At 57.6% G+C, this 21,103-nt stretch carries 19 protein-coding genes; 11 read left to right on the top strand and 8 right to left on the bottom strand.

The features are described 5' to 3' along the window. Window positions 1–289: 289 nt before the first annotated feature. Window positions 290–511, bottom strand: a complete 222-nt coding sequence (locus AC6CIG_RS26790; protein WP_102762740.1) for a heavy-metal-associated domain-containing protein — start codon at window positions 509–511, stop codon at window positions 290–292. Window positions 512–1,067: 556 nt separating this feature from the next. Between AC6CIG_RS26790 and AC6CIG_RS26785 the strand changes: the two genes are divergently transcribed. Beyond that, window positions 1,068–1,913 carry a glycosyl transferase gene (locus AC6CIG_RS26785; RefSeq protein ID WP_102762741.1) on the top strand — a complete coding sequence of 282 codons (846 nt, stop codon included), beginning with the start codon at window positions 1,068–1,070 and terminating at the stop codon, window positions 1,911–1,913. Between the two features lie 20 nt (window positions 1,914–1,933). Here AC6CIG_RS26785 and AC6CIG_RS26780 read toward each other — a convergent pair whose 3' ends face one another. Beyond that, a complete protein-coding gene (locus tag AC6CIG_RS26780; protein WP_102762742.1) occupies window positions 1,934–2,905 on the bottom strand; it encodes a mitochondrial fission ELM1 family protein in 972 nt (323 codons plus the stop codon). 57 nt (window positions 2,906–2,962) lie between these two features. Further along, window positions 2,963–3,877, bottom strand: coding sequence for a glycosyltransferase family 92 protein (locus AC6CIG_RS26775; RefSeq protein WP_127711737.1), 915 nt, complete (start codon window positions 3,875–3,877; stop codon window positions 2,963–2,965). 150 nt (window positions 3,878–4,027) lie between these two features. Between AC6CIG_RS26775 and AC6CIG_RS26770 the strand changes: the two genes are divergently transcribed. The 3 genes from AC6CIG_RS26770 (at window position 4,028) to AC6CIG_RS26760 (ending at window position 6,592) form a co-directional block, all read left to right on the top strand. Then, window positions 4,028–4,858: a 3-deoxy-manno-octulosonate cytidylyltransferase gene (locus tag AC6CIG_RS26770; RefSeq protein WP_102762744.1), complete on the top strand. Its 831-nt coding sequence runs from the start codon at window positions 4,028–4,030 to the stop codon at window positions 4,856–4,858. A gap of 39 nt (window positions 4,859–4,897) precedes the next feature. Beyond that, a complete protein-coding gene (locus AC6CIG_RS26765) occupies window positions 4,898–5,629 on the top strand; it encodes a membrane-anchored protein (RefSeq protein WP_498324140.1) in 732 nt (243 codons plus the stop codon). 63 nt (window positions 5,630–5,692) lie between these two features. After that, entirely contained in the window at window positions 5,693–6,592 is a 900-nt protein-coding gene (locus tag AC6CIG_RS26760) for a glycosyl transferase (RefSeq protein WP_498324139.1), read from the top strand. A 133-nt stretch (window positions 6,593–6,725) separates the two neighbouring features. On the opposite strand, the gene AC6CIG_RS26755 is transcribed toward AC6CIG_RS26760, so the two are convergent. Continuing rightward, window positions 6,726–7,415 carry an LPS glycosyltransferase gene (locus tag AC6CIG_RS26755; RefSeq protein ID WP_018098610.1) on the bottom strand — a complete coding sequence of 230 codons (690 nt, stop codon included), beginning with the start codon at window positions 7,413–7,415 and terminating at the stop codon, window positions 6,726–6,728. A 316-nt stretch (window positions 7,416–7,731) separates the two neighbouring features. On the opposite strand from AC6CIG_RS26755, the gene AC6CIG_RS26750 reads away from it, so the two are divergent. Next, window positions 7,732–9,225, top strand: coding sequence for an ArnT family glycosyltransferase (locus AC6CIG_RS26750; RefSeq protein WP_498324138.1), 1,494 nt, complete (start codon window positions 7,732–7,734; stop codon window positions 9,223–9,225). Here AC6CIG_RS26750 and AC6CIG_RS26745 read toward each other — a convergent pair. Continuing rightward, complete coding sequence (locus AC6CIG_RS26745; RefSeq protein ID WP_498324137.1) at window positions 9,201–9,938, bottom strand: hypothetical protein; 738 nt, start codon at window positions 9,936–9,938, stop codon at window positions 9,201–9,203. The genes AC6CIG_RS26750 and AC6CIG_RS26745 overlap by 25 nt on opposite strands. A 278-nt stretch (window positions 9,939–10,216) precedes the next feature. Here AC6CIG_RS26745 and AC6CIG_RS26740 point away from each other — a divergent pair, with 278 nt between their 5' ends. The 3 genes from AC6CIG_RS26740 to AC6CIG_RS26730 all read left to right on the top strand — a co-directional run bounded on the left by AC6CIG_RS26740 (window position 10,217) and on the right by AC6CIG_RS26730 (window position 13,821). Then, the gene (locus AC6CIG_RS26740) at window positions 10,217–11,206 is read left to right on the top strand and encodes a KpsF/GutQ family sugar-phosphate isomerase (protein ID WP_498324136.1); all 990 of its coding nucleotides are present in this window, start codon (window positions 10,217–10,219) and stop codon (window positions 11,204–11,206) included. 113 nt (window positions 11,207–11,319) lie between these two features. Then, window positions 11,320–13,353, top strand: a complete 2,034-nt coding sequence (locus tag AC6CIG_RS26735; RefSeq protein WP_498324148.1) for an acyltransferase family protein — start codon at window positions 11,320–11,322, stop codon at window positions 13,351–13,353. A gap of 171 nt (window positions 13,354–13,524) precedes the next feature. Next, window positions 13,525–13,821 (top strand): hypothetical protein, encoded by a 297-nt coding sequence (locus AC6CIG_RS26730; RefSeq protein WP_026169002.1) that lies wholly within the window; start codon window positions 13,525–13,527, stop codon window positions 13,819–13,821. Window positions 13,822–13,883: 62 nt separating this feature from the next. Here AC6CIG_RS26730 and AC6CIG_RS26725 read toward each other — a convergent pair whose 3' ends face one another. Further along, window positions 13,884–15,215, bottom strand: a complete 1,332-nt coding sequence (locus AC6CIG_RS26725) for a polysaccharide pyruvyl transferase family protein (protein ID WP_498324147.1) — start codon at window positions 15,213–15,215, stop codon at window positions 13,884–13,886. 179 nt (window positions 15,216–15,394) lie between these two features. Here AC6CIG_RS26725 and AC6CIG_RS26720 point away from each other — a divergent pair, with 179 nt between their 5' ends. Continuing rightward, a complete protein-coding gene (locus AC6CIG_RS26720; RefSeq protein WP_498324135.1) occupies window positions 15,395–17,212 on the top strand; it encodes an ABC transporter ATP-binding protein in 1,818 nt (605 codons plus the stop codon). Further along, a complete protein-coding gene (locus AC6CIG_RS26715; RefSeq protein ID WP_498324134.1) occupies window positions 17,190–17,930 on the top strand; it encodes a sulfotransferase family 2 domain-containing protein in 741 nt (246 codons plus the stop codon). The genes AC6CIG_RS26720 and AC6CIG_RS26715 overlap by 23 nt, the downstream gene beginning before the upstream one ends. A gap of 540 nt (window positions 17,931–18,470) precedes the next feature. On the opposite strand, the gene AC6CIG_RS26710 is transcribed toward AC6CIG_RS26715, so the two are convergent. Next, window positions 18,471–18,839 carry a type II toxin-antitoxin system YafQ family toxin gene (locus AC6CIG_RS26710; protein ID WP_498324146.1) on the bottom strand — a complete coding sequence of 123 codons (369 nt, stop codon included), beginning with the start codon at window positions 18,837–18,839 and terminating at the stop codon, window positions 18,471–18,473. Continuing rightward, window positions 18,796–19,077, bottom strand: coding sequence for a type II toxin-antitoxin system RelB/DinJ family antitoxin (locus tag AC6CIG_RS26705; RefSeq protein WP_100674400.1), 282 nt, complete (start codon window positions 19,075–19,077; stop codon window positions 18,796–18,798). Before AC6CIG_RS26705 ends, AC6CIG_RS26710 begins: the two co-directional genes overlap by 44 nt. 718 nt (window positions 19,078–19,795) lie before the next feature. Here AC6CIG_RS26705 and AC6CIG_RS26700 point away from each other — a divergent pair. Then, window positions 19,796–21,100 (top strand): IS110 family RNA-guided transposase, encoded by a 1,305-nt coding sequence (locus tag AC6CIG_RS26700; protein WP_498324133.1) that lies wholly within the window; start codon window positions 19,796–19,798, stop codon window positions 21,098–21,100. Window positions 21,101–21,103 lie beyond the last annotated feature (3 nt).

Genomic DNA, 21,103 nt, shown 5'->3' with positions numbered 1-21,103 from the left:
GATCAAACCGAAAATCCAATCACATGACAAGGCTCCCGTTGTGGGCCTTTTTCTTCCACGCGCTCGTGATTCCGTGATTCCATGCAATTATCTCAGGGCACTCTGACGGAACTCTTCTCGACCAGAGGGATGGCGAACGTTGAAGTCGCCAACCTTGCAGCATGTCGGAGCGATCTCCTCCGGGTCTGCCGCCCTCTCGCTCTCGTCCAGCCGAGTCAAATTCCGCGCCGACTGGGCGTGCTTTGAATTCCGTCACAGCTGCGTTTCGATTGTTTCGGTTGCCTGTATATCAATCGACATGGCTGCAGCAGGACTTCTTGAAGGACGCCCGGTAACCAGCATCTTCAATCGCAGCGATGAATACATCGGATCCGATCCCGGATTCGATCGAGGCGGTTTTCGCCTCGAGATTGACGGCCACCTTGGCCTGCGGGTCGGCGGCTTTGACGGCCTTCTCGACCGTGGCGGCGCAATGTCCGCAGGTCATGTCTTCTACGATGAGGTGATGCATCGAAAGTCTCCTTTGATCTGACTTGACTGAATGTGGAGATTCCAACGATGGCAAGGTCAGGGTGTGCTCTACAATTCTGTCTGTGTACCTCTGCTGATGGTGGCCGGAACCAGAACCGGCGAGCCAAGGAAAGGAAAATCGATGCAATGCGGCCGATTGAAGGTAACGCTGTGCCCCAAAGCGGCCGTTAAGGTCCACAGCCGGTCGCGAGCTGCTGCTCCAACGCGACAAGGCGGCTTTCCGGTGAACTCGACGGAGCTGAGATTGGATACTCCAGCGTCGATTTCCAGCCACGAACTGGACAGTATCATTTGGTGCAACGCCCGCGTTGACGGCGAGAAATCACTTGTAAACATCGAACCAGGCGCGGCAGCTGCTCGTCACTTCTGCGTGGATGTATTGGCGAATTTCGAGCTGCCAGCGCCTTGGCGAAGGCGCGGCTTGCAAGTAATAGGGTCACGATGGTCGCGCTTATTCACTCTTTGTGCCCAGTTCGGCACGCCTGCGAGCGGATTGAGGATCGACGGCTGCAGGACATGTGCAGGGAACGGAGCAAATGACTACAAGCGTTTTGGCAGCAAGTGGCGGCGTCAAGCAAGTCATCTGCATCAATTGGGGCACAAAATATGGGGCTCCCTTTATTAACAGGCTGTACGCGATGGTTGCTCGCAACATCACGCCGCCTTTTACCTTCACCTGTTTTACCGATAATCGCGCAGGTCTGAACCCGGCGATACTTTGCGAAGACTTGCCTCCACTCGATGTAGAGCGCATGCCGACCAACACGAGAGGCATATGGCCCAAGGCGCGGCTATGGGGGCCGACCCTGGGAAAACTGAGGGGGCCAGTGCTTTTTCTCGATCTGGATCTCGTGATCGTGTCATCGCTGGACGTTTTCTTCGAGACAGGGCGGGCGGATGACGTAATTCTGGCGAGAAACCAAACCACCCCCTTTGAACGTCTTGGGCAAACGTCCCTCTTCCGCTTTCCCGTTGGCAAACTCGCGCCGCTGCAGGACAAGTTCCGCTCCGACCCACAGGGCGTCGCCGACGAATACCGGTATGAGCAGCGCTTCGTGAGCCGCAACGCGCCTGGCGGGATAACGTTCTTTCCAAGAAAATGGGTTCTTCATTTTCGTCAGGACTGCCGCTGGCCATTTCCACTCAATTACTTCTTTGCGCCAAATCTGCCGCATGAGGCACGTGTCGTTATTTTTCCGCGCGGTCTGCAGCCACAGCACGCAATAGAAGGCCGATACGGAACGAAGCGCCCCCACGAGACAGCGTTCAAACACATAGCGGGCGTCTTCGATGCGAAGCGAAGGAAGGATAAGGGCGCGCTACAATACTTGCGACACTATATCCGTCCGACGCCCTGGGTGGCGGAGCACTGGCGGGAATGACCGTGCAGCCCCCGTAGGCCTTACGGGCGGGTGATCCGGGAACGGATTACCGAGGCGATGCGGCGCGTCTCATCGAGGGGTTCGTAGCTGTAGGGTTCGATCCTTCCCTTAAACGGCCGGGTCAGCTGCAGCGTTTCATGCAGGTCCCGGTGATAGCGCTCGAACTTCTCCAGCCGCGGCCCCTCGACGGGGGTCAAATCCAGTGTGTAGACCGGCTTGCCCGTGGCCAGAGCCTCGCACGGCATCGTGATCGAGTCCTTTGCGATGACGAACGCGTCGGCGGCGGCCATGTAGTCGAGATAAGGGTTCTCGCTTCGTCTGTCCCAGACCGCGATGTTGGCGCTGTTCAGTGCTGACAGAGCCTGCTGCGTGTGGTCTTCGGATCTGCGTGAAACCGACACGACGACGCGCCAGCCCTCTTTGTCCAACTGCTCGATCGCACCCTTTATGTTCCGGTGAGTTCTCTCGTCGTAGACATATGCGCCATTCGAGCCGCCGACGAAGACGGCGGCTATTGGGCGTCCGTCCGGCGACAATCGTCTGCGTGCGGCATCTCTGAGAGGCGCCAGTCGCGCCCAGGTAATCTGATGCGGTACTCCGACCATCGAATGATAGTTCGCCCGCCGGTCCAGTTCCTCGACCCAATCGTGACGAGAGACGAAAACGAGATCATATCCTTCGATGCGCGGGCGTTGGAGATGGACGGTGAGAGGCTTGCCGCCATAGGCCGCTTTGATGTCGAGGACCGCCGGTTCAGCGCGGAAACCGCAGGAGATCACGAGCTCGGGACGCGGTTCCCTTTTGCGAAACAGTCTGGGTTCGAACAGCTTTCTCAGGCCGCGAGTCCGACTGATCAGCTTTACCACCGGTTCCTGATGGAACTCCTTTCCAACGCCGAGGCACTGCGTAAGCGTTCCCGCCTTGCTTTCCGCCACAGCCCACACACAGTTCGTGCTGGGCGTTTTCACCATTCTATCGACGTTGTCTTGCAAAGCTGAGCTCCGATGTGACGCTTGTTTTCTTTCGCCCGCGCCTCGCGCGGCTTCAAATCACCGGCCGAGGTCGATCCCGTTCTCTTCGACGAATTCGAGCATGCTGCGGTCTTCGACAACGTTCGCTTCGATATACTTGATCGTGGCCGACACCTTGTTCCGGTATTTCTCTGCAGATCCGTCGAAGGACCAGCCTCTTTCCGTCTTTTCCTTCAGCTCCTCCATCGACTTCGCATAATAGTGATTGAGCTGAATGAACTCGGCGGAGTAAAAATCGGCAGCCTTCCGCCCTCGTCGCGATGCCACTTTCCCCGAATCATTCGCCGTCCTGTCGCCGTGGGACCTTGTTTCGAAGTGATGCACGCCCACTTTCGTGACTTCGACCGGATCGACGATGCATTTGAAGTTGCTTGCGTCGAGGCTCTGCCGCATGGGGTCGGAGACGCGCATTTTATAGTTGAGGCACACAGGCCCTGCCGGTCGCGAAATATGACCGCTATGGCCGAACATGTGCCAAGGCAACGAGATGTTGGGAAAGTCACCTGCTCCTCGCAAGGCGTCCTCCAGTGTTCGCCCGTTTTTCGGCAGGAGAAACTCATCGACGTCGATGAACGCCATACGCTCGAAGCGGCTGCCAAAATTCAGGATCGCATGGGCGAAAGCGATCGTCTGCCCGTTCAGGAACTCACCGCTTCTTTCGTCCCGCATACGCATCTTCCAGGGCACGACGGTCAGTTCCTCGCGGGCCAAAACCCGTTGCAGGATATCGAACGTCCCATCGGTCGAGCCGTCATCGTAGAGGCAGAAATGGCGAACGCCGACGCCTCGGTGAAAACGCACCCATTCCTCGATGTAGCTGGCTTCGTTCTTCACGCAGGCGACGATCGCGATCCCTTGCCGGCCGCGGTCGCCCGGCGGAGGAGTGATCGCAAGTTCTCTCGTAAGATGTCGCTCAGCCTTTATTTTGAACATATACATCCCTTGGTTTTAAAAACATCGAGCCGGTGGCTTCTACTTCGAATACATCGCCTTTATAGAGGGTGGGAGCCGAACTTGGAATCCAGGCTTGGCAACATCGAGAGGCCGCGGGCTCAAAGCACGCCAGGGTTGGGACGAGCAGGCATGGACTTTCCCGCTTCGGGAGCGACGGAGAATTTGGCGACGCCTGAGCAATGGCGGGCCCTGTTTTCCAGGTTTTCACACGTTGTCCTCGTTGCCAACAGTGACGAGGTAAGCGTGAAGGAACTCCAGGAGGAATACCCTGGGACGGCCCTCTTCGTGTTCTTCAACAAGGTTTACAAAATCCTCGATGAACAATTTTCCGGCAACTCCCTCCTGATATCGCGCGCTCAGCCACGAGGCGCCAACATCGTATATCGAAACGAGGTCGCCGACGTCGTCAAGCTGCTCGCGCCCCAGAAGTTCCTGGGCATCATGAACATCCGGCTGGCGGAGATCGAGAGGCTGAACACAAGCGCGGATTACCTGGGCACGCCCACCGGCCACCTGGATCTGGTCGGCTTCTGCGCAGACTTTTACCCGAAGGACAAGGTCGCCACGAGCGGCTTCGCCATGGCCCTGTGGCTCGTGAACCAGTCGCTTCCGGCTGAAATCGTTCTTGCAGGGTTCTCGGCGAAGCGAAGCGACAAGTGGCGGGTTGTGAACGTCCACGACTGGACTTTCGAGCAGGTCTTCCTGCGCCTCTTCGCGCGTGTCGGCAAGCTGACGATGCATGGCTCCAGGCCGGCCAACAGTTACATGACGCTTGCCTCCCGCTTCCCGGAGCTGCCCGCAGCCGAAATCTCCGCGACGATCGCAGAGGTCCTGTCGCTGCGTCTGAGCCAGACCGATGCGCAAGTGGACAAATTGATTTCCCTGACAAACGCGTTTCGGTCCATTGACGAATTTTTACGTCGGCTGAAGCCGAAGTTCCTAAAGAAGACCAAAGCATAGCAGCATCGAATTTCTGATATCGATTTGTGGTGAGGATAAATGGGGTCATGGATTTCCGATGCGCGTAAGCGCATATATCGAAATCTGAAGTACCGTATACTGCGCCCGGATCCGCCGGCTGCCCCGTTTCGGTTCGACAGCCCCGTCGTGGTTGTCGGATCCGCGCCCGTCTCCCACAGGCCGGCGGGATTGGACGGCAGCTTCAGGATCATTACCGTGAACGGCTCGCAATCGGTCATCGGCAAGTGGGGCGTCGATGCGCCTGACATCACGATGATGATGTTTAACCAGGTCGAAGGTACCACCCCCAACGCCATCGAGGTGAGGCGCGTCCTGAAAGGGCAGCGTACAGGGACGCTCTACGTATTTCTCTGGCGCAAGGACGATCGCGCACGCCTGGAGGAAGGTTTGCGGGCGTTCGACTATAAATACGATCGACTGGAAATCGTTGATCGATACGAGCGAATGGCGCTGCTGGATCGTGTGGCTGACTTGCGGTCCCTTGAGATCGACGCCGATTCCAAGTGCTCGAACGGAATGAATGCGGTTCTTTTTGCCCTGTACAACGGAGCACCCGCGGTCATCATTACGGGAATAAACCCGAACTCGAGCGGTCACGTCTACAACGCAACGGGTTTGACGCGTCTTCATGTTCAGATGGATAAAGTCCTTGTTTCCAAGCTGATGAGTGAGGGCCGCCCGATCTACACGGCGGATCCCCCGGTTTCGGAAGAATTAGGCATTCCGTTGTGGAGCGGCGCAAGCCGCTAGTACTTTGCATATTTGCCCCTGTGTCGTCGTTTTGCTCGCTCAACGCCTGCGTAAGAGAAATCAATGATTTCAAATCGCCCCTTTTCACGTTCCTGCATCAAGATCGCCGTTCGGCTTCTCCTGGGTCGTTCCAGGGCGCATGTCCAAGACTGGTTTCCCGGATTAAAGCTCGAACTTGCAAGCCCTGATCGAGACGGCACGATCCAGTATCGCGGCGAGTTGGTAGGACGTCTCACGAGCCCCTCGCGCGCCTTGGAAGAAAGGCCGTCCAATGTGCTTATCGTCGGCTCCGGCCCCTCGGTCGCGCAATGCGATCTGACCCGCGCAGACGGGTCTTCGTGCCTTCTCTTGAACGGCGCGTTGCACCTTTTCCCCAGCGTGATAGCAAAGCCTCTGGCGATAGCAATCGAAGACGAACGGTTCGTATGGAGACACTTCGATCTCGTGAAGCGGATTCCTGCCGGGTGCGTCTGTCTGCTGTCCGTGAGCGTCATAAGGGCGATCTGCGAGCTGGATGGCACATGGCTGCGGGACAGGCCGGTCGTATTGATCGATAACGTGCGAAAGCCGTACGGGGTAGCACGTCGGGACACCGCGGAACTGCGCAAGCTGCCGTATGTGCGGCTGAGCGAGGACGGCGACGTCGGCTTTTCCGAAGACCCCTTGGCCGGCATTTTCCAGGCAGGCTCGGTCGCGGTTTCAGCCGCACAGTTTGCCGTCGACTGGAGGCCCCGCTCGATCGGTTTTGTGGGGATAGATCTCAGTAATGCCGATGAACCGAGGTACTACGAAACAACCGACAAGGCCTATTCGGGAATCGTCGTGGCCCAAAAGCGGATCGTCGATCATTTGGTCATGGCACGCAGCATAGCCGCCGAAAGCGGCATTGAGGTCGTAAACCACTCGCCGGTCTCGGCCCTTGTCGGAATGGGGTTCGGCTACGACGCAAGTTTCGCCCAGTGATGCTCCAACGCCAGTGATACTCCATCGCCAAGTGGTTCTCTGACGAAAGTGCATCGCCGGCGCATCGGCACGTGAGGCGACGAAGGGACGGGTAACCGCCCCCCGATGAAAATGGCTTATGGGTGTCGAGCGATTAAGCCGAGCGCTGCGTTACATGAAGAACACGATCACGTGCAGCGAACCATTCCTCGGCGTAGTCATCGTTCTTATATTCGTCGAAGTAAGGTCCGCCATCGGTGAAATGGACGAGCTTTGCATCCGGCGAATATTCGTACTCGTTTACAAGCCAATTCCAGCTCGCGGGCAGTTCGCCGATCAGGTCGTCGGAATCCAGCCACTTGAACTGATGCAGCTCCAGCCCGGTAGCGGTATTGACGTAATCCAAATCGAGCTTTCGGCACTTGGCATTGTTGAACAGGATCACGCTCGACCAGTTCTTCTTTTCGTACTTCGTTTGGACCTGGCCCAGAAACTTCGTCTCGACTTTCGGAACGTAGTCGTGTTTTACGCACATCGCTGCGTAGCGATCGTCTCTCAGTTCCCACAACTGGGCGATATCAGTCCGCATCAGCATGTCGCAATCAGCGAAAAGGGACCAACCCTCATACCGGCTTAGATAAGGCACGAGGAATCTGGAAAAGGAAAACTCTGTAGATTGGAGAGGATTCCGCTCGCGCGTGAAAATCCTGTCGACGTTGTTCAGGGATATCGGCGTGAACGTGACCGGGATGGAGCTCTTTTCCAAAATACTTTGGCAAAGAACATGATAGGCGACGACTTCCTTGCTGTCGAAGCCGATGTAAATATGAGCACTTTCCGTCATTAAACCTCCGATGACAGGTAGGCTTCAAGCGCGCTTGGCAGCCGCGAAACGACTCAAACTCACTTATTTGCGTATAAGCAGCTTTCAGGTGTAGCCAAAAAAGGCGGCGCCGTGAAGCCTCGTGTAACGGATAACGTTCTCTCGCCGGCAGCGACCGCTTTCCGGCCCCATTGTCTCGTCCTGATGAAGCGAAACGATGTGTTTGGTGGTTCGCGGTCCTCGATCGGGCCTCTGGCAATTCCTGCGAACTTCGCCTAGTAGCTTGTCGCTGGTCCGCGATATTGCCACCAGCAGGGCAGGGACGATGGGGAGAGGAATGCGCAGCCTCCTGGTTCGAAGACCGGATTTCTTATACGTTCTGATTGCCGGTTATTGCCTGCTCAGCATCATCCTGAAAATCCTGCGCCCGGACTCGCTCGAGATCGACGAATCCGAGCAAGCACTGCTCTCACAATATCTGCTGCTCGGATACGGAGCCCAGCCGCCCTTCTACAATTGGCTTCAATATGGAGTGGTGGCCCTATTTGGTATCTCCGTCGCGTCGCTGACCATCGTAAAGAACGGTCTTCTGTTCCTCTTCCTTCTGTTCTACGGGCTCACTGCCGGTGTCCTCTCCAGTAGTCGGCTCGGTCCGGCAGTGGCGGTACTAGGCGTCCTGACACTGCCACCGGTTTTCCTTCTGTCACAGCGCGACTTGTCCCACACCGTCGCCGCGCTTTTTGCGGTGTCGCTGTTCCTCTACGGCTTTTTCCGCGCTCTGAAGAACCCACCGAACCTTGGCAATTACCTGCTAGTCGGCGTTGCCGTGGGGCTTGGGGCACTTTCGAAATACAATTTCGTGATCCTCCCGGCGGCGGCATTGCTCGCCATCCTGCCAGAGGCAAAGCTGCGCAAATATCTCTTTGACTGGCGCGTGCTCGCTTCAGTTGCGGTGTGCGCGGTGATCGTCGCACCCCATGCCTATTGGGTTGTCAATAATCTTGGACATGCGACTGGTGTCACTGTCGCTGAAATGAAGGAGGGGGCGGACAGCGCGCTGCTGCCGCACGCGATCCAAGGGCTTGTTTCGCTCGCAGTTGCAAGCCTCAAGGGCGTCGCCCTGACCCTTGCCGTCTTCGGGTTGGTCTTCTACGCGGATCTCGGGAAGATCCTTCGCGCCGAGAGCCTATGGACGAGGGTCGTCGGCAGGATGATTCTCGCCTGCTTCCTCATCATAGCGATTATCGTCGTTGCAATGGATGCGACCCACATCCGTGCGAAGTGGTTGGCGCTTTTTACTGCGCTTCTTCCACTTTATCTGATGCTGAAAATCGATGCCGCCGGCCTGGACCCTGCCCGTCGTGTGCCTGCACTTCTTTCGATCGCGGGCGTCCTCTCCGTCGGCGTAATCGTGATGCTTTGGGCAAGGGTTTTCGTCGGTCCGATGATCGGCGACTATTCCTTCGCACATACGCCCTTTAACGGGTTCGCCCAGGTTGTGCGCGCTGAGCCCGGCCCGCCGCCGGTCGCCATCTTGGTCGACGACAGCATCGTGGCGGGTAACCTCAGAATTCAGTTTCCCGACACGCCGATCATCCTGGCGGGAATTTCTCAGGAGGCGGAAAGACGTCTTCCGGCAGGCCGAATTTTGGCGGCCTGGTCGCCCGAACGCAGGGGACGAGAAGAGATTCCGCCTCGCATTTCGGCTCAACTGCAGCTCATGCCCGCAACGATTGCCGGCTCGAAGCCGACGATAGTCTCGGTTCCTTACAACGCCGGACGCCCGGGCGACGTATACACGTTTGCCTATGTTTGGGCGGACGTCCGCTGACGCTGATCCGGTTCGATCGGGCTGCCGATGTTGGGCGTGATGTCGCCTCTTTCGCGAACCAAGGGAAGGCCGATATTCTCAGAAAGCTCCAGCTCGGTCGTAAAGACATTTCCTCGATCTCTCAAACGCGTCAGAACGAAGGTGTCTTCGGCAATTTGCCGGCGAATTCTCCCCTTGTCGTCGTAGGAATGGCCCATCGTGGTGACTGAGAAGCCCGCAAGTGTCACGGACGGGACTCCCATGAAAAGCGCGTAGCATAGCGCGGCAACTCCGTTCGTCACCTTGCCGACTTCGCCAATATCGGCGGGAAGTCCGCCGCTCACGGCGTCGACGATTGCCTCGCGCTCAGCTTTGGTGGCGCGCATCAGGCTCTTGTAGCGAACGTGCGGCATTGCCAGAAGTTTCAGGTACATCACCCAGATAGACTTCGTATGAAGCCATAGAAGACCTGTCGTTCTTACATAGGGATGCTCTTCCCACGATTTCTTGCGCTTTCGAAACGTCAAATCGGCGGGTGGGAGACCCAGTGCATTGGCCGTCTTGCCTGCGTTATTGACGTCGACGCGTGCGCAATACCCAATCAGGTCCGGCGGAATCGTGGGGGACGGCGCGGAACCGAGAATGAGCCACGGCTTATCGATAATGCCAAGTCGCGAGAGCCAGCGGCGGTGCTTTTCTCGCAGTTTTTCAAGCGCTTCAGCTTCAACCGTCATAGCGAGTTCCATTGACCAGGTAGGCAGGCGAGATTCACTTAAGGGACTGACATCTTATGTCTCGCACAAGCCAGCCTACGTGTCCATTCGCCGCCGGTTCTTCGCCTAGAAGCGGGTGAGCCGGTATTGCAACTCTTTCAGTAATCTGTCGCCACGCTTCAGAAAGCGTGGAAATACCCGTGCATCGCACAATTTAGCCATCTTGGTTTGATTTCGAAGGATTCAACGGTAAGCGACGCCGTTAGCACCGGTCGTCGATAATTACGGGCAGACGAGAAATGAACGTGGTTGTAAGTGACCCAATACTGGCTTCGATCAGTCGTACGATCGCCACTGCCGCCGACGGGATCAATGCCCTGGCGGCCTGTCTGGAGGGTGATGCGGCCTTGCGCCGTAGTGTTGTCGACGCCGTCGAACTCGTCGCCTCCCAGCGTGGGCGGGTCGTTGTTGCGGGTGTTGGCAAGAGCGGGCACATCGGACGCAAGATCGCCGCGACGCTTGCTTCTACCGGAACATCCGCCTATTTCGTGCATCCGACGGAAGCAAGTCACGGCGATCTCGGCATGATCACCGCGCAGGATCTGCTTATTCTGCTTTCATGGTCCGGTGAGACCGTGGAACTCGGGAACGTCCTCACCTACGCCAAGCGCTTCAACGTTCCGGTCATTTCCGTCACGTCGAATTCCGGCAGCACAATCGCTCGCAACTCCACGATCCCGCTCGTCCTGCCGAAAGTGCCGGAGGCATGCCCTCATGGTCTAGCCCCGACCACGTCTGCAATGCTGCAGTTGGCGGTGGGGGATGCTCTCGCAATAGCCTTGCTCGAGCGCAGAGGGTTTTCGGCCGAGGACTTCAAGACCTTTCATCCGGGCGGGAAGCTCGGCTCGCAGTTGCTGCTCGCCCATGAGCTGGCTCATACGGGCGAGGCTGTGCCACTTTTGCCGATCGGCAGCCCGATGAGCGAAGCGGTCATCCAGATGTCCTCGAAGGGTTTCGGGGTCGTCGGCGTCGTTGGTAGCGACGGTGAGCTTGTCGGTGTCATTACCGACGGCGATTTGCGGCGCCATATGTCACAAGATCTTTTGCTCCTCACGGTCGAGACCGTGATGTCGCATATGCCTCGCGTGATTACGACTGGAATGCTGGCAAGTGCGGCAATGGAAATGATGCAATCGCAAAAGATCACGGTGCTGTTTCTGGTCGATGATTTTGGCCGGCCGTCGGGCATCTTGCACGTCCACGATCTTCTGCGTGCCGGCGTTGCCTGAAGACAAATAGTGCGGCCCGGAGATGGTTGACGAGCCAGCTTCCGAGGGGGAGCACACCGTATAATCTAACGTGGACGTCAAATGCCACATTGGCTTGGCAGTCGATCACGGAAATGGGAATTCGCTTGGCAGTAATCCACCGAGACTTCGAGTATCGCCCGGACCTGGACGGTTTGAGAGCTGTCGCGATCCTGCCTGTGCTCCTCTTTCACGCAGGCTTCAATTCGTTCTCCGGCGGATTCGTCGGGGTCGACGTCTTTTTTGTGTTGTCCGGCTATTTCATGGCCAGGATCATCCTGGCCGACCTCGAGCGTGGCAGCTTCAGTTTTTGGGCGTTCTACGTTCGGAGGATGAGACGCATCTTCCCGGCATTGTTCTCGATGATTGCCGTTTCGGCCGTTGCGGCATGGTTTTTGCTGATGCCGCAGGAGTTTCGGTATTTCGGCGATAGCGTCCAAGCTGCTGCCGTATTCACTTCGAACATCCTGTTCCGCAGCGAGAGCGGCTATTTCGATCTCTCGTCAGAAATGAAGCCATTGCTTCATACCTGGTCCCTGTCTGTGGAAGAGCAGTTTTACCTGATTTTTCCCATCGCGGTTTTCCTTGCCTTCAAATTCGCACGTAAGCACATTCCCGCAATCGTTTTGACGGCGGCGCTCTTGTCCTTCGGGGCAAGCACTTGGGGGATCGTGCACTCGCCGGAAAAAGCATTCTACTTGCTGCATTTTCGCGTTTGGGAGTTGCTGATCGGGGTCCTTGTTGCCATTGCTCCCGCGTCGAATTATGGGCCTCGCGGCTCCCAGGCTTTGGCGGCACTCGGGCTGCTGGCCGTTTCCCTGGCCGTTTTCGGCTATTCTCCCGATACGCCCTTTCCTGGTATTTATGCCGCAGTGCCCTGCCTCGGTACGGCCCTTGTGATCCACGCACATTGTCGAGGCGGAGCGATAGCGGGCTTACTGGGTAATCCCGTTTCGGTCTTCATCGGACGCATCTCATACTCCCTCTACCTCTGGCATTGGCCCGTAATCGTGTTCTTGCGCTATGGCCTTGGCCACGAACTGACAACCGGTTGGGCGCTGACCGCCGTGGCGATGTCCTTCGCGCTCGCATACATTTCATGGAGGTTCGTAGAGCAGCCCGCGCGGTATGGCGTGCTGGCATCCTCGCGCGTCGCGATCGTCGGCGTGAGTAGCGCTGCTATTTCTTCTGCGGTCGCCTTCGGTTTCATCGTCAATGATTTGGAAGGCATTCCCCAAAGATTGCCCGAAAACGCCCGAACGCTCTACCAGGCCACCTATGATGAGAGCCCATTCTCCTCCAAGCGGTGTTTCACCGATTCAAATGGGGAAGGTCTGACACCGGTTCAGATAAGGAGAGGGGAGATCTGCCGCGTCGGGCTCGAGACTGCGGGCGAGCCGCGGTTCCTCGTATGGGGAGATTCTCATGCCGCTGCGATCGCTCCTGCTATTGACATTGCCGCTCGCCAAATGGGTTTATCGGGCATGTTCGTCGGGCGTGGATCGTGCCCGCCCTTGCCAGATACGGATTTCGGTCCTCCGGGGGCGGTCAAGAGGTGCATCGATCACAATTCCGCAGTGATGTCGCTGATCGAGAAGAGAAAGTTCGCCTTCATTTTCATGGTGGGCTATTGGCCCAAGTACGTCCACCGAGACGAGCTTCCGGGTCAGGGGATTTTCTTTGACCCTCGCGTCGTACCCTCCCGGACCGATTGGTCTATTCCGGTCAGGAAGGGACTTGATGCGACTTTGACCAGGCTCGCTCGGCAGGGATCGAAGGCTGTTCTGGTGATGGATGTGCCGGAGATGGGATACGACGTTCCGGAGGCCCTCGCACGAGCGGCTGCGTCTGGACGCTCGCTCGATATAGCTCCTTCTCTTGAATACACGAACCGGCGGCAAGCCTTGTCGCGGCGAGTTTTGGCGGATGCGGCCAGATCGAGCGGAGCTTTGGTCGTCGATCCGATGCGCGCAATCTGCGACGCCTCCAGGTGTCATGTCATGCGAGAGGGCACCGTTCTCTATAAGGACGGAGATCACCTGTCGGCGAAAGGTGCGGAAAGCCTATCGGCAGTCTTTGGTCCGGTGTTGAGCAGAATGCGGGAGAGTGTCCAGGTTTCGAATCGCTGAGCCGGCAGCGGCCGGTACTCGTCCGCACGTGAGACAGTTCTCCGTCACCCAGGAAACTTTGGATACTGCGCCGCGATCATTCTTATATTTCGTATACTGTAAACCCCAATTGCCACTGACAATCCCCGCTGTTAATCTCCAGTCAAGGTGCAATCACCGGGGGGCGGAAGTTTGCCATTCGAAGATGACGGATTGCGGGTCGCGACCCTTGAGTTTCTGGTGAAAGTCCTTGCAACCAAAAGGCTCAGGGACGATCCCGATGCCGACCTCAAGCAGGACGTTCTCAGCGCACTTGAACGTATACCGCTGCAATTCGTCTCCAGTGAGGTGGAAAGGGCCGAGATCAGGGCAAAGATGCATGCCGAGGCAAATGCAATTCTGAACTGGGCGGTGGAGGGGCGGACGACCACGATCTCGCCGATTACGGGTAGGCCGCTATCTGCCTCGCATTACCGCCAATGGCGATAGTTCGGAACAAGCGCTGTCAATGGCCGCCCGCCGCGGCAGCGGCTAGTCCCGCCGGGGACCGGCTATAGCGGCTGCTCAGCCATAGCGCGTTTCAGGAAATGAACGTATTTCTCCGCGGCCGTTGATCCCGGATGTCCCTGCGATACGCCACCACTCAGCATCGCGGCTGCCGCGGCATCGAGGTCGGTGTGCGGATGCACAAGCGTTATCAGAGGAGAGTAGCGCTCCAGCCACTGGTTTTTGTGTGTTTGAACGTCGAAGAGGAGAGAAGGAACGTTACAGAGGATACTGAAGATCGCCATATGATATCGCCCGCCGATGTGCAGACGGCATTTTGAGATCGTCTCGGCAGCATATTCTATACTGGCCGTGTCAGCAAAAATGCCGCCACGGCCAATGATCTCTGCCTCATATAGAGAGAAGCGTTCAACTGCGTGCGTAAGAACGACAGGCCGAAGCTTCAGCGCCTCGCAGACCTTCAGTGCAGCCTTTAGGATTTCAACGTCTTCTTCGGCGTTGTTTCTGGCGCCGGTGGTTATCAGGCAACCGTCGCGTTCGGCCACAGGTGCTGGCGATATTCGGAGGAATGCGGCATCCACCAGAAATTCAATCCCGTAATGCTCCGCCGAGATTTCGTCGCGTGCGGCCACCACATGGCCGAGTTCGCGAAAGAGCCCTTTGAGATAGTCCGATCGTTCGCCTTCGTAGATAGGTATCGTTCCGTTCAATATAGCAAATGGCTTGCCTAACGTCCTGGCGGTAAGAATAGGCGTGAAAAATGTTGCAAGCCCTTCAGCCGTTGTCCTGTGGTCCAACGATCCCTCCGGCTGAAGGATCACAAAATCGGCGGCCGCTATATGGTCAACAGCGTCTTCGCCATATGCGGCAGAAAGCCGGGTTTCAATGTCCGAGAGTCCAAATCCTTCAGCGGATGCGGGCTTCGGGAACTCCTTTCTGAAGGCTGAGAAATTGAAACCGATGGATGTGATCTCGGCGTCCGGAAACGCATCTAGAACCTGTTGCTTGAGCCCCTGGCTTGTCAGCCGGCATCCGATATTCACCCTGAAGTCTGTGTCGTTGAACAGAGCGATCTTGATTTTCGAACCAGGCACGTCTTGCTGTCGGCAGGACCTTGCGAGCTCGTCGACGAAGCTCTCGTAATGCCGCCAAAAGCCGGATGGGTCGCCTGTCGATATCTGCTCCCGGCAAATCGTGCGAGCGTCCGAGTACCTTTTGTCTGCCACGAGGAATCCCACAGCGCGCCTGGCTCTGGAAACGTCTGCCCCGCGTCCTGTAGCTGCCAGCACCAAGTGCCTTGCAGCTCTGTCAGGATTTGAATTCCTCAGTTTTTTGGCGAACCGCCAATGTATGGCGGACTTTATCCCCTCGAACAATTTTCGTGCTTTCGATGAGTTCAGAATGATGGTTGCCGTATAAGTGCACAAAATACGGTCCGACATCAAGAAAGCCGAGCCGTTCGGCTTTGCCGAAGACTCGCCAAAGCGGCATCAAGGCACTATAGAGACCGGGCCGCGCAGTGCACAGCACGCCATGAGTGGTTGCAGGGGGCTATTTGAGCGTCAAGAATCGAAAAGAACGCGAGGTCGATTCCGAAACGATCACTGGGATCCTCAAGCGTGTCATTGCCGAAAACGGCCGCGACCATATCCGCGGCTACGCTTTTGCCATTGCCTGTCTTATGATCGTGGCTGCAACGACGGCCTTCACCGCTTGGATCAGTGAAACGGTGGTCAACGAAGCTTTCGCCAACAAGCGCGGCGACGTCGTTCTACTCGTCTGTTTCTCGATATTTGCTGCCTTTGTGCTGAGAGGCCTGGCGACTTATGGGCAAGCCGTCGCTCTATCGAAAATCGGCAACAATATTGTCGCACGCTATAAGCGCCGGCTTTATACGCATCTGATGGCGTTGAGCATTGGCTTTTTCCAGGAAAAGCGCTCGACGCACCTCACCGCCAAGATCAACCAGAACATCTCCGGCATTCGCGACGTGCTCAATATGACGGTCACCTCGGTCGCACGCGATGTCCTGACCTTGGTCGGCCTTATCGGCGTCATGATCAGCAAGGACTGGCTGCTCTCGCTCATCACCCTCGTGGGGGCCCCTCCGTTGCTCCTTGGGCTTCGCTACATTTCCAGGCGGCTGCGTCTGGCGACGCGCGAAGCGGTCGAGGCCAACAGCCGCGTACTAGGCGCGATGCAGGAAACCATTCAGGGCATTTCCATCGTCAAAGCCTTCACGATGGAGGACGAGTTGGGCCGCAAGGTCGAGGGGATCATCAAGGGCGCGGAGAACCGCGCCAACCGCATCGCGCGCTTGAGCGAACGGACGGCGCCGTTGACGGAGACCTTTGCAGGCCTGGCAATTTCGGGCGTGCTTGCCTATGCGGCTTTCCGCACCATCTACAGCAACGTGGCCCCGGGTGCCTTGTTCGCCTTTGTAACGGCGCTTCTCTTGGCTTACGACCCGGTGCGGCGCCTCGCTCGCCTGCAAGTGTCGCTGGAGCGCGCTGCCGTCAACGCCCGCATGCTCTACGAAATTTTGGACACGGTTCCGCATCAACGGGACCTACCCGGTGCGAGTCAACTGGCGTTCAGCGAAGCGAGCGTCGAGTTTCGGGACGTGCGGTTCTCCTATGGGAATGGCGAGGAGGTCCTTAAGGGAGTTAGTTTCCTGGCGGAAGGTGGCAAGACGACCGCGCTCGTTGGCCCGTCGGGTGCCGGCAAGTCGACGATCATCAGCCTGATCCCGCGCTTTTACGATCCACAGTCGGGCGAGATCCTGATCGACGGGCAGAATATCGCCGGCGTCACCAAACAGTCGCTCCGGGCCGGTCTCGCCTATGTCTCGCAGCAGCCCTATCTGTTCGAAGGTTCGATCCGCGACAACATCCGTTACGGCCGGCCCGACGCGACGGACGCGGAAGTAGAGGAAGCGGCCCGGCTTGCCTATGCGCATGATTTCATCCTGGCGCAGCCGCAGGGCTACGACACGCCCGTCGGCGAGCAAGGCATGACGCTTTCCGGCGGCCAGCGGCAGCGCCTGTCGATCGCCCGGGCGCTCGTCCGCGACGCCCCCATTCTGCTGCTGGACGAGGCAACTTCGGCCCTTGATACGGAGTCCGAAGCGGCTGTCCAGAAAGCGCTGGACCAGGCGATGAGCGGCCGCACCGTAATCGTCATCGCGCACCGGCTTTCCACTGTCGTCAATGCCCACAAGATCGTCGTGATGAGGGATGGCATGGTCGTGGAGGAGGGAGCGCATGAGGAGCTCGCGCGCCGTCCGGACGGCATATACGCTCGTCTCCACAACATCCAGGGCAGTTTCTTGGAATCCGTCGGGCAAGGCAATGATCATATCCCATCGCCATAAGTTCATTTTCATCCACGTACCGAAAACGGCCGGCAGTGCGGTCTCTGCCTACCTCGCGCGCGAATTCGGACCCTGGGACCTGCAACTTGGGTCCTGGAAGGACGCGCTTGCAAATGGAGCGAAAGCCAATCGGCTGGCGCTGATCGCCATGTTCCGCCATCTTCCTCCGCTCGAGATCGCGAAAACCCTTGTCCGCAACCACAGTGTTGATTCGCTGGCCGGGGCCGCCCTCAGTCGGCGTTTTGCGGGCAGGCTTTCGGATCATTCAAGCGCCAGCGAAATCGAGGCCTTCGATTCCGCAGCCTGGAAAAACTACTTCAAATTCTGCTTCGTGCGGAATCCGTTCGAAAGGGCCGTCTCTCTTTACAATTGGCATTACAGGAAAGCGACGACGCGGCCGAATTTCTCCGAAATGCTCCGTTTGATCGAGGAGGGAGCGGCGGAGCGTGAAAGTATTAACTGGAGATCCTGGCAACTCTACACAAGAAACGACGAGGTCGTCGTGGATTTCGTCGGCCGGCAGGAGCGGCTCTCGGATGATCTGCGTATCGTATGCGACAGGCTTGGACTGCCGTTTAACGACCGGTTTCTGACCAGGGCTAAGGCGAACCCGACGAGACCGGACATTCGCAACTATTATCAACCAGGCGATCGCGAACGCGTCGCGCGGCTGTTCGGCGCCGAGATCGAACATTTCATGTATCGTTTCCCCGATTAGACCATTAGACCATTTCCGCTTTTCGCCGAATCGCGGAAGGGGCAATAACCTATCGTTCTCGGCCATTCCGAGGGAAAATCGCTGCGCTAGTCTATTTTTCTGGCTCTAACCGCGGGCACCCTGCGGCTCGATTCGGCTGGCAAGAGCTTCAGTCGCGTCGACTACCGGAGGAGCCGCTTGAATACCCCTCCATCGAACCATCGGCCCCGTCACTTGCCTCGGGGCCTCCGCTTGCCAGTTGTTGTAGACGTTAGCGGTGTCGATGCCGCGGATGTCTCCATCCGACAATCCTACATTTGGCGGTTCTCTGTAGCGATTTGGCTAGAGTCTTGGTCGTGACGCCGGCACCGACGTCGAATGTCGAATTCGGCTTTCATGCGCCCTCGAGATGTTTAAAGCTTTAAAATTTCGGCCATCGAAAAGATCGGATTGGCATTGGTAGCGCTGATAGGTTGCCTGTGGCTGCGACACAGCAGCCGTTGGGCAAAACGATTGAAATAGAGCGAGGTAGGCCGCGTGGGAGCCGTCCAAGCGAGTGTTTCATTCAAAGAGCTCGGCGTGTGTCCCAGCGGTTACGAACACAACCAGGTTCTTTCTTTCGTCTAACGTGTAGATGAGGAGAAAATCACCGCCGATATGACACTCTCGATGATCTTTCCAATCACCCGTCAGCTCGTGGTCTTTCAGTTCCGCCGGCAGAGGGCCATCCTTGTCTACGATCAACCCCACGACTTTCTTCAGTGCGACCATATCATATCGGCCGGACCTAGAAAGGCGCTCCCAATCTTTTTGAAACTGTTTGGTATGACTTGATTGCCGCGGAAGCGAAGCCCGCTTGCTGGAAGCGGACTTCGCTCGTTTCTTATCACTTGACAACCTTGGGTCCCTCGAGTGACTCAAACATTTCATCAGCAGTATCAAAATGCTTGCCGTGACCCGCCTTGATGGCCCTTGCTTCCTCCATCGCAGCAATTGTTTTGGCGTTCGGCCGGGTCAATTCGACGGGAAGCGCTTTATCTCGGGCGATCCTGGTCAAAACGATTCGGATGATATCCGAGGTGGTCAGTCCGAGACTATCGAGTACCAAGGCGGCGCTATCCTTCACCGAAGGTTCAATGCGGGCGCGTACATATGCGTTTGCAGCCATTTTTGCCTCCTTTTCGAGCTTGACATGTATGTAGCCCAACTGAGCAACATATTCAAGCTCCGTGGTGGGTCGATCGAACTGGGGCACTATGATTGTTGCCCCACACTCGCCCGAAATAGGCGTCGTATCCCTTTGGATCGCGGAGGGATTGAGCCATGGCGAACCCCGAAGACACGCCGAGGGGGGCCAGCATTTCCTGCTGTCGCCAGAGTGCCGAAGGCTGACGGTGCTCGATCTCGCCAAGATGCGGGATATAGCTGCCTACGACTGGTCTAAGATGTCCGCGCGCCCGCTCCCTTTCAATCTGCTCCAGCCTGTCAGTCAAGGCGGCCCCGCTTCTGCCTCAACTCCCAGGCTACGCCCATTCTAGGCTCGGTTCTCACCAAACCAGGGTAGTCGGGATGCCACTTCAGGTCTGGTTGGTTTTTGCTACCTAACCTTTCGCGGGGGGTGCCCCGCCTGCGGGGATAGAAACGGTGTGCTAGTGTGAGCGCTGGAGGGGAGTGGCCGTCGGCATTTTGGTGGCATTTCACCCCGTTACCTAACGTGGTCCATGGGCTGCTGCGCACTTGAGAGTGGTGACGCCGTTGTCGGCGATCCCGGTTAGGAATTTGATCTTTTAGCACAGCCCAGCCCCTCCGTTCGACAACCGGATAGGAGAGCCTGCCATGTCTCGAACAAAGAAGTCTCGCAGCAGGCGGGATATTTCCCTACTCACTTGAATGCTGCTGCAATCGACATCGGTGCGACGATGCACGTGGCCGCAGTCGGGCCCGACCAAGCTTCCGAGCCGGTGCGCAGTTTTGGCACCTTCACCGGCGATCTGCATCGGTTGGCGGACTGGTTCACGACGTGTGGCGTGCGCACGGTCGCGATGGAGTCCACGGGGGTCTACTGGATTCCGGTCTTCGAGATACTCGATCAGCGTGGCTTTGAGGTCATAGTGGTCAACGCCCGCGATGCCAAGCACGTGCCAGGCCGCAAGACCGATATCAGCGACGCCCAATGGCTGCAGCGTTTGCATGAATATGGATTGCTCAGGGCCAGCTTCCGGCTGAAGGGCGAAGTGGCGGTCATGCGCGCCTATCTACGTCAGCGTGAACGTTTGCTCGATTACGCTGCCTCGCACATCCAGCACATGCAAAAAGCGCTGACGCAAATGAATCTGCAGCTCCACCACGTGGTGGCAGACATCACCGGTGTCACCGGCATGGCCATCATCCGTGCGATTGTCGCCGGTGAGCGCGATCCGATGGTTCTGGCGTCCTATCGCGACCCACGCTGCCATGCGTCTGCGGAGACGATCCGTCACGCGCTCGTCGGCAATGATCGCGAAGAGCACATCTTTGCCCTGACCCAGGCGCTGGAGTTGTACGACGTCTACCAAGCCAAAGTGGCGCTCTGCGACGTGCGCATCGAGGCTGTATTGAAACGGCTGCGGCAGGTCTCGTCCACCCCGGTAGGCAAACCGCCGCCCGTACGGACAACGCAGAAGCAGTCCAATGACCCAGCCTTCGATGTTCGCGCCGCCCTGTACGGCTTGCTCGGCTGCGATGTCACTCAGATTCACGGGCTCGGGCCTTATCTGACGCTCAAATTGGTCGGAGAGTGCGGGACCAACCTCTCGGCCTGGCCGAGTGCCAAGCACTTCACCTCCTGGTTATGCCTCTCACCAAGCAACAAAATCTCCGGCGGCAAAGTGTTGTCGTCACGGACCCGACGATCTGGTAGCCGGGCCGCGGCGCTACTGCGGCTTGCTGCGGTTGCGGTCGGGCGCACGCAGACCGCGTTGGGGGCATTCTATCGGCGTCTGTCGGCTCGTGTCGGCAAGGCCAAGGCGGTCACTGCCACGGCTCGCAAAATCGCCGTCTTGTTCTACAACGCCCTGCGGCACGGTATGGAATACAGCGATCCGGGAGCCTCCCACTACGAGGACAATTACCGCCGACGCATCCTGACTAATCTCGAGCGGAGGGCAAAGTCGCTTGGGTATGTCCTACAGCCCACGCCAATGCCCGCCTGATTG

This window comes from Sinorhizobium sp. GQ132 (genome assembly GCF_059758575.1).
This window is presented reverse-complemented; position numbering and strand designations above follow the sequence as displayed.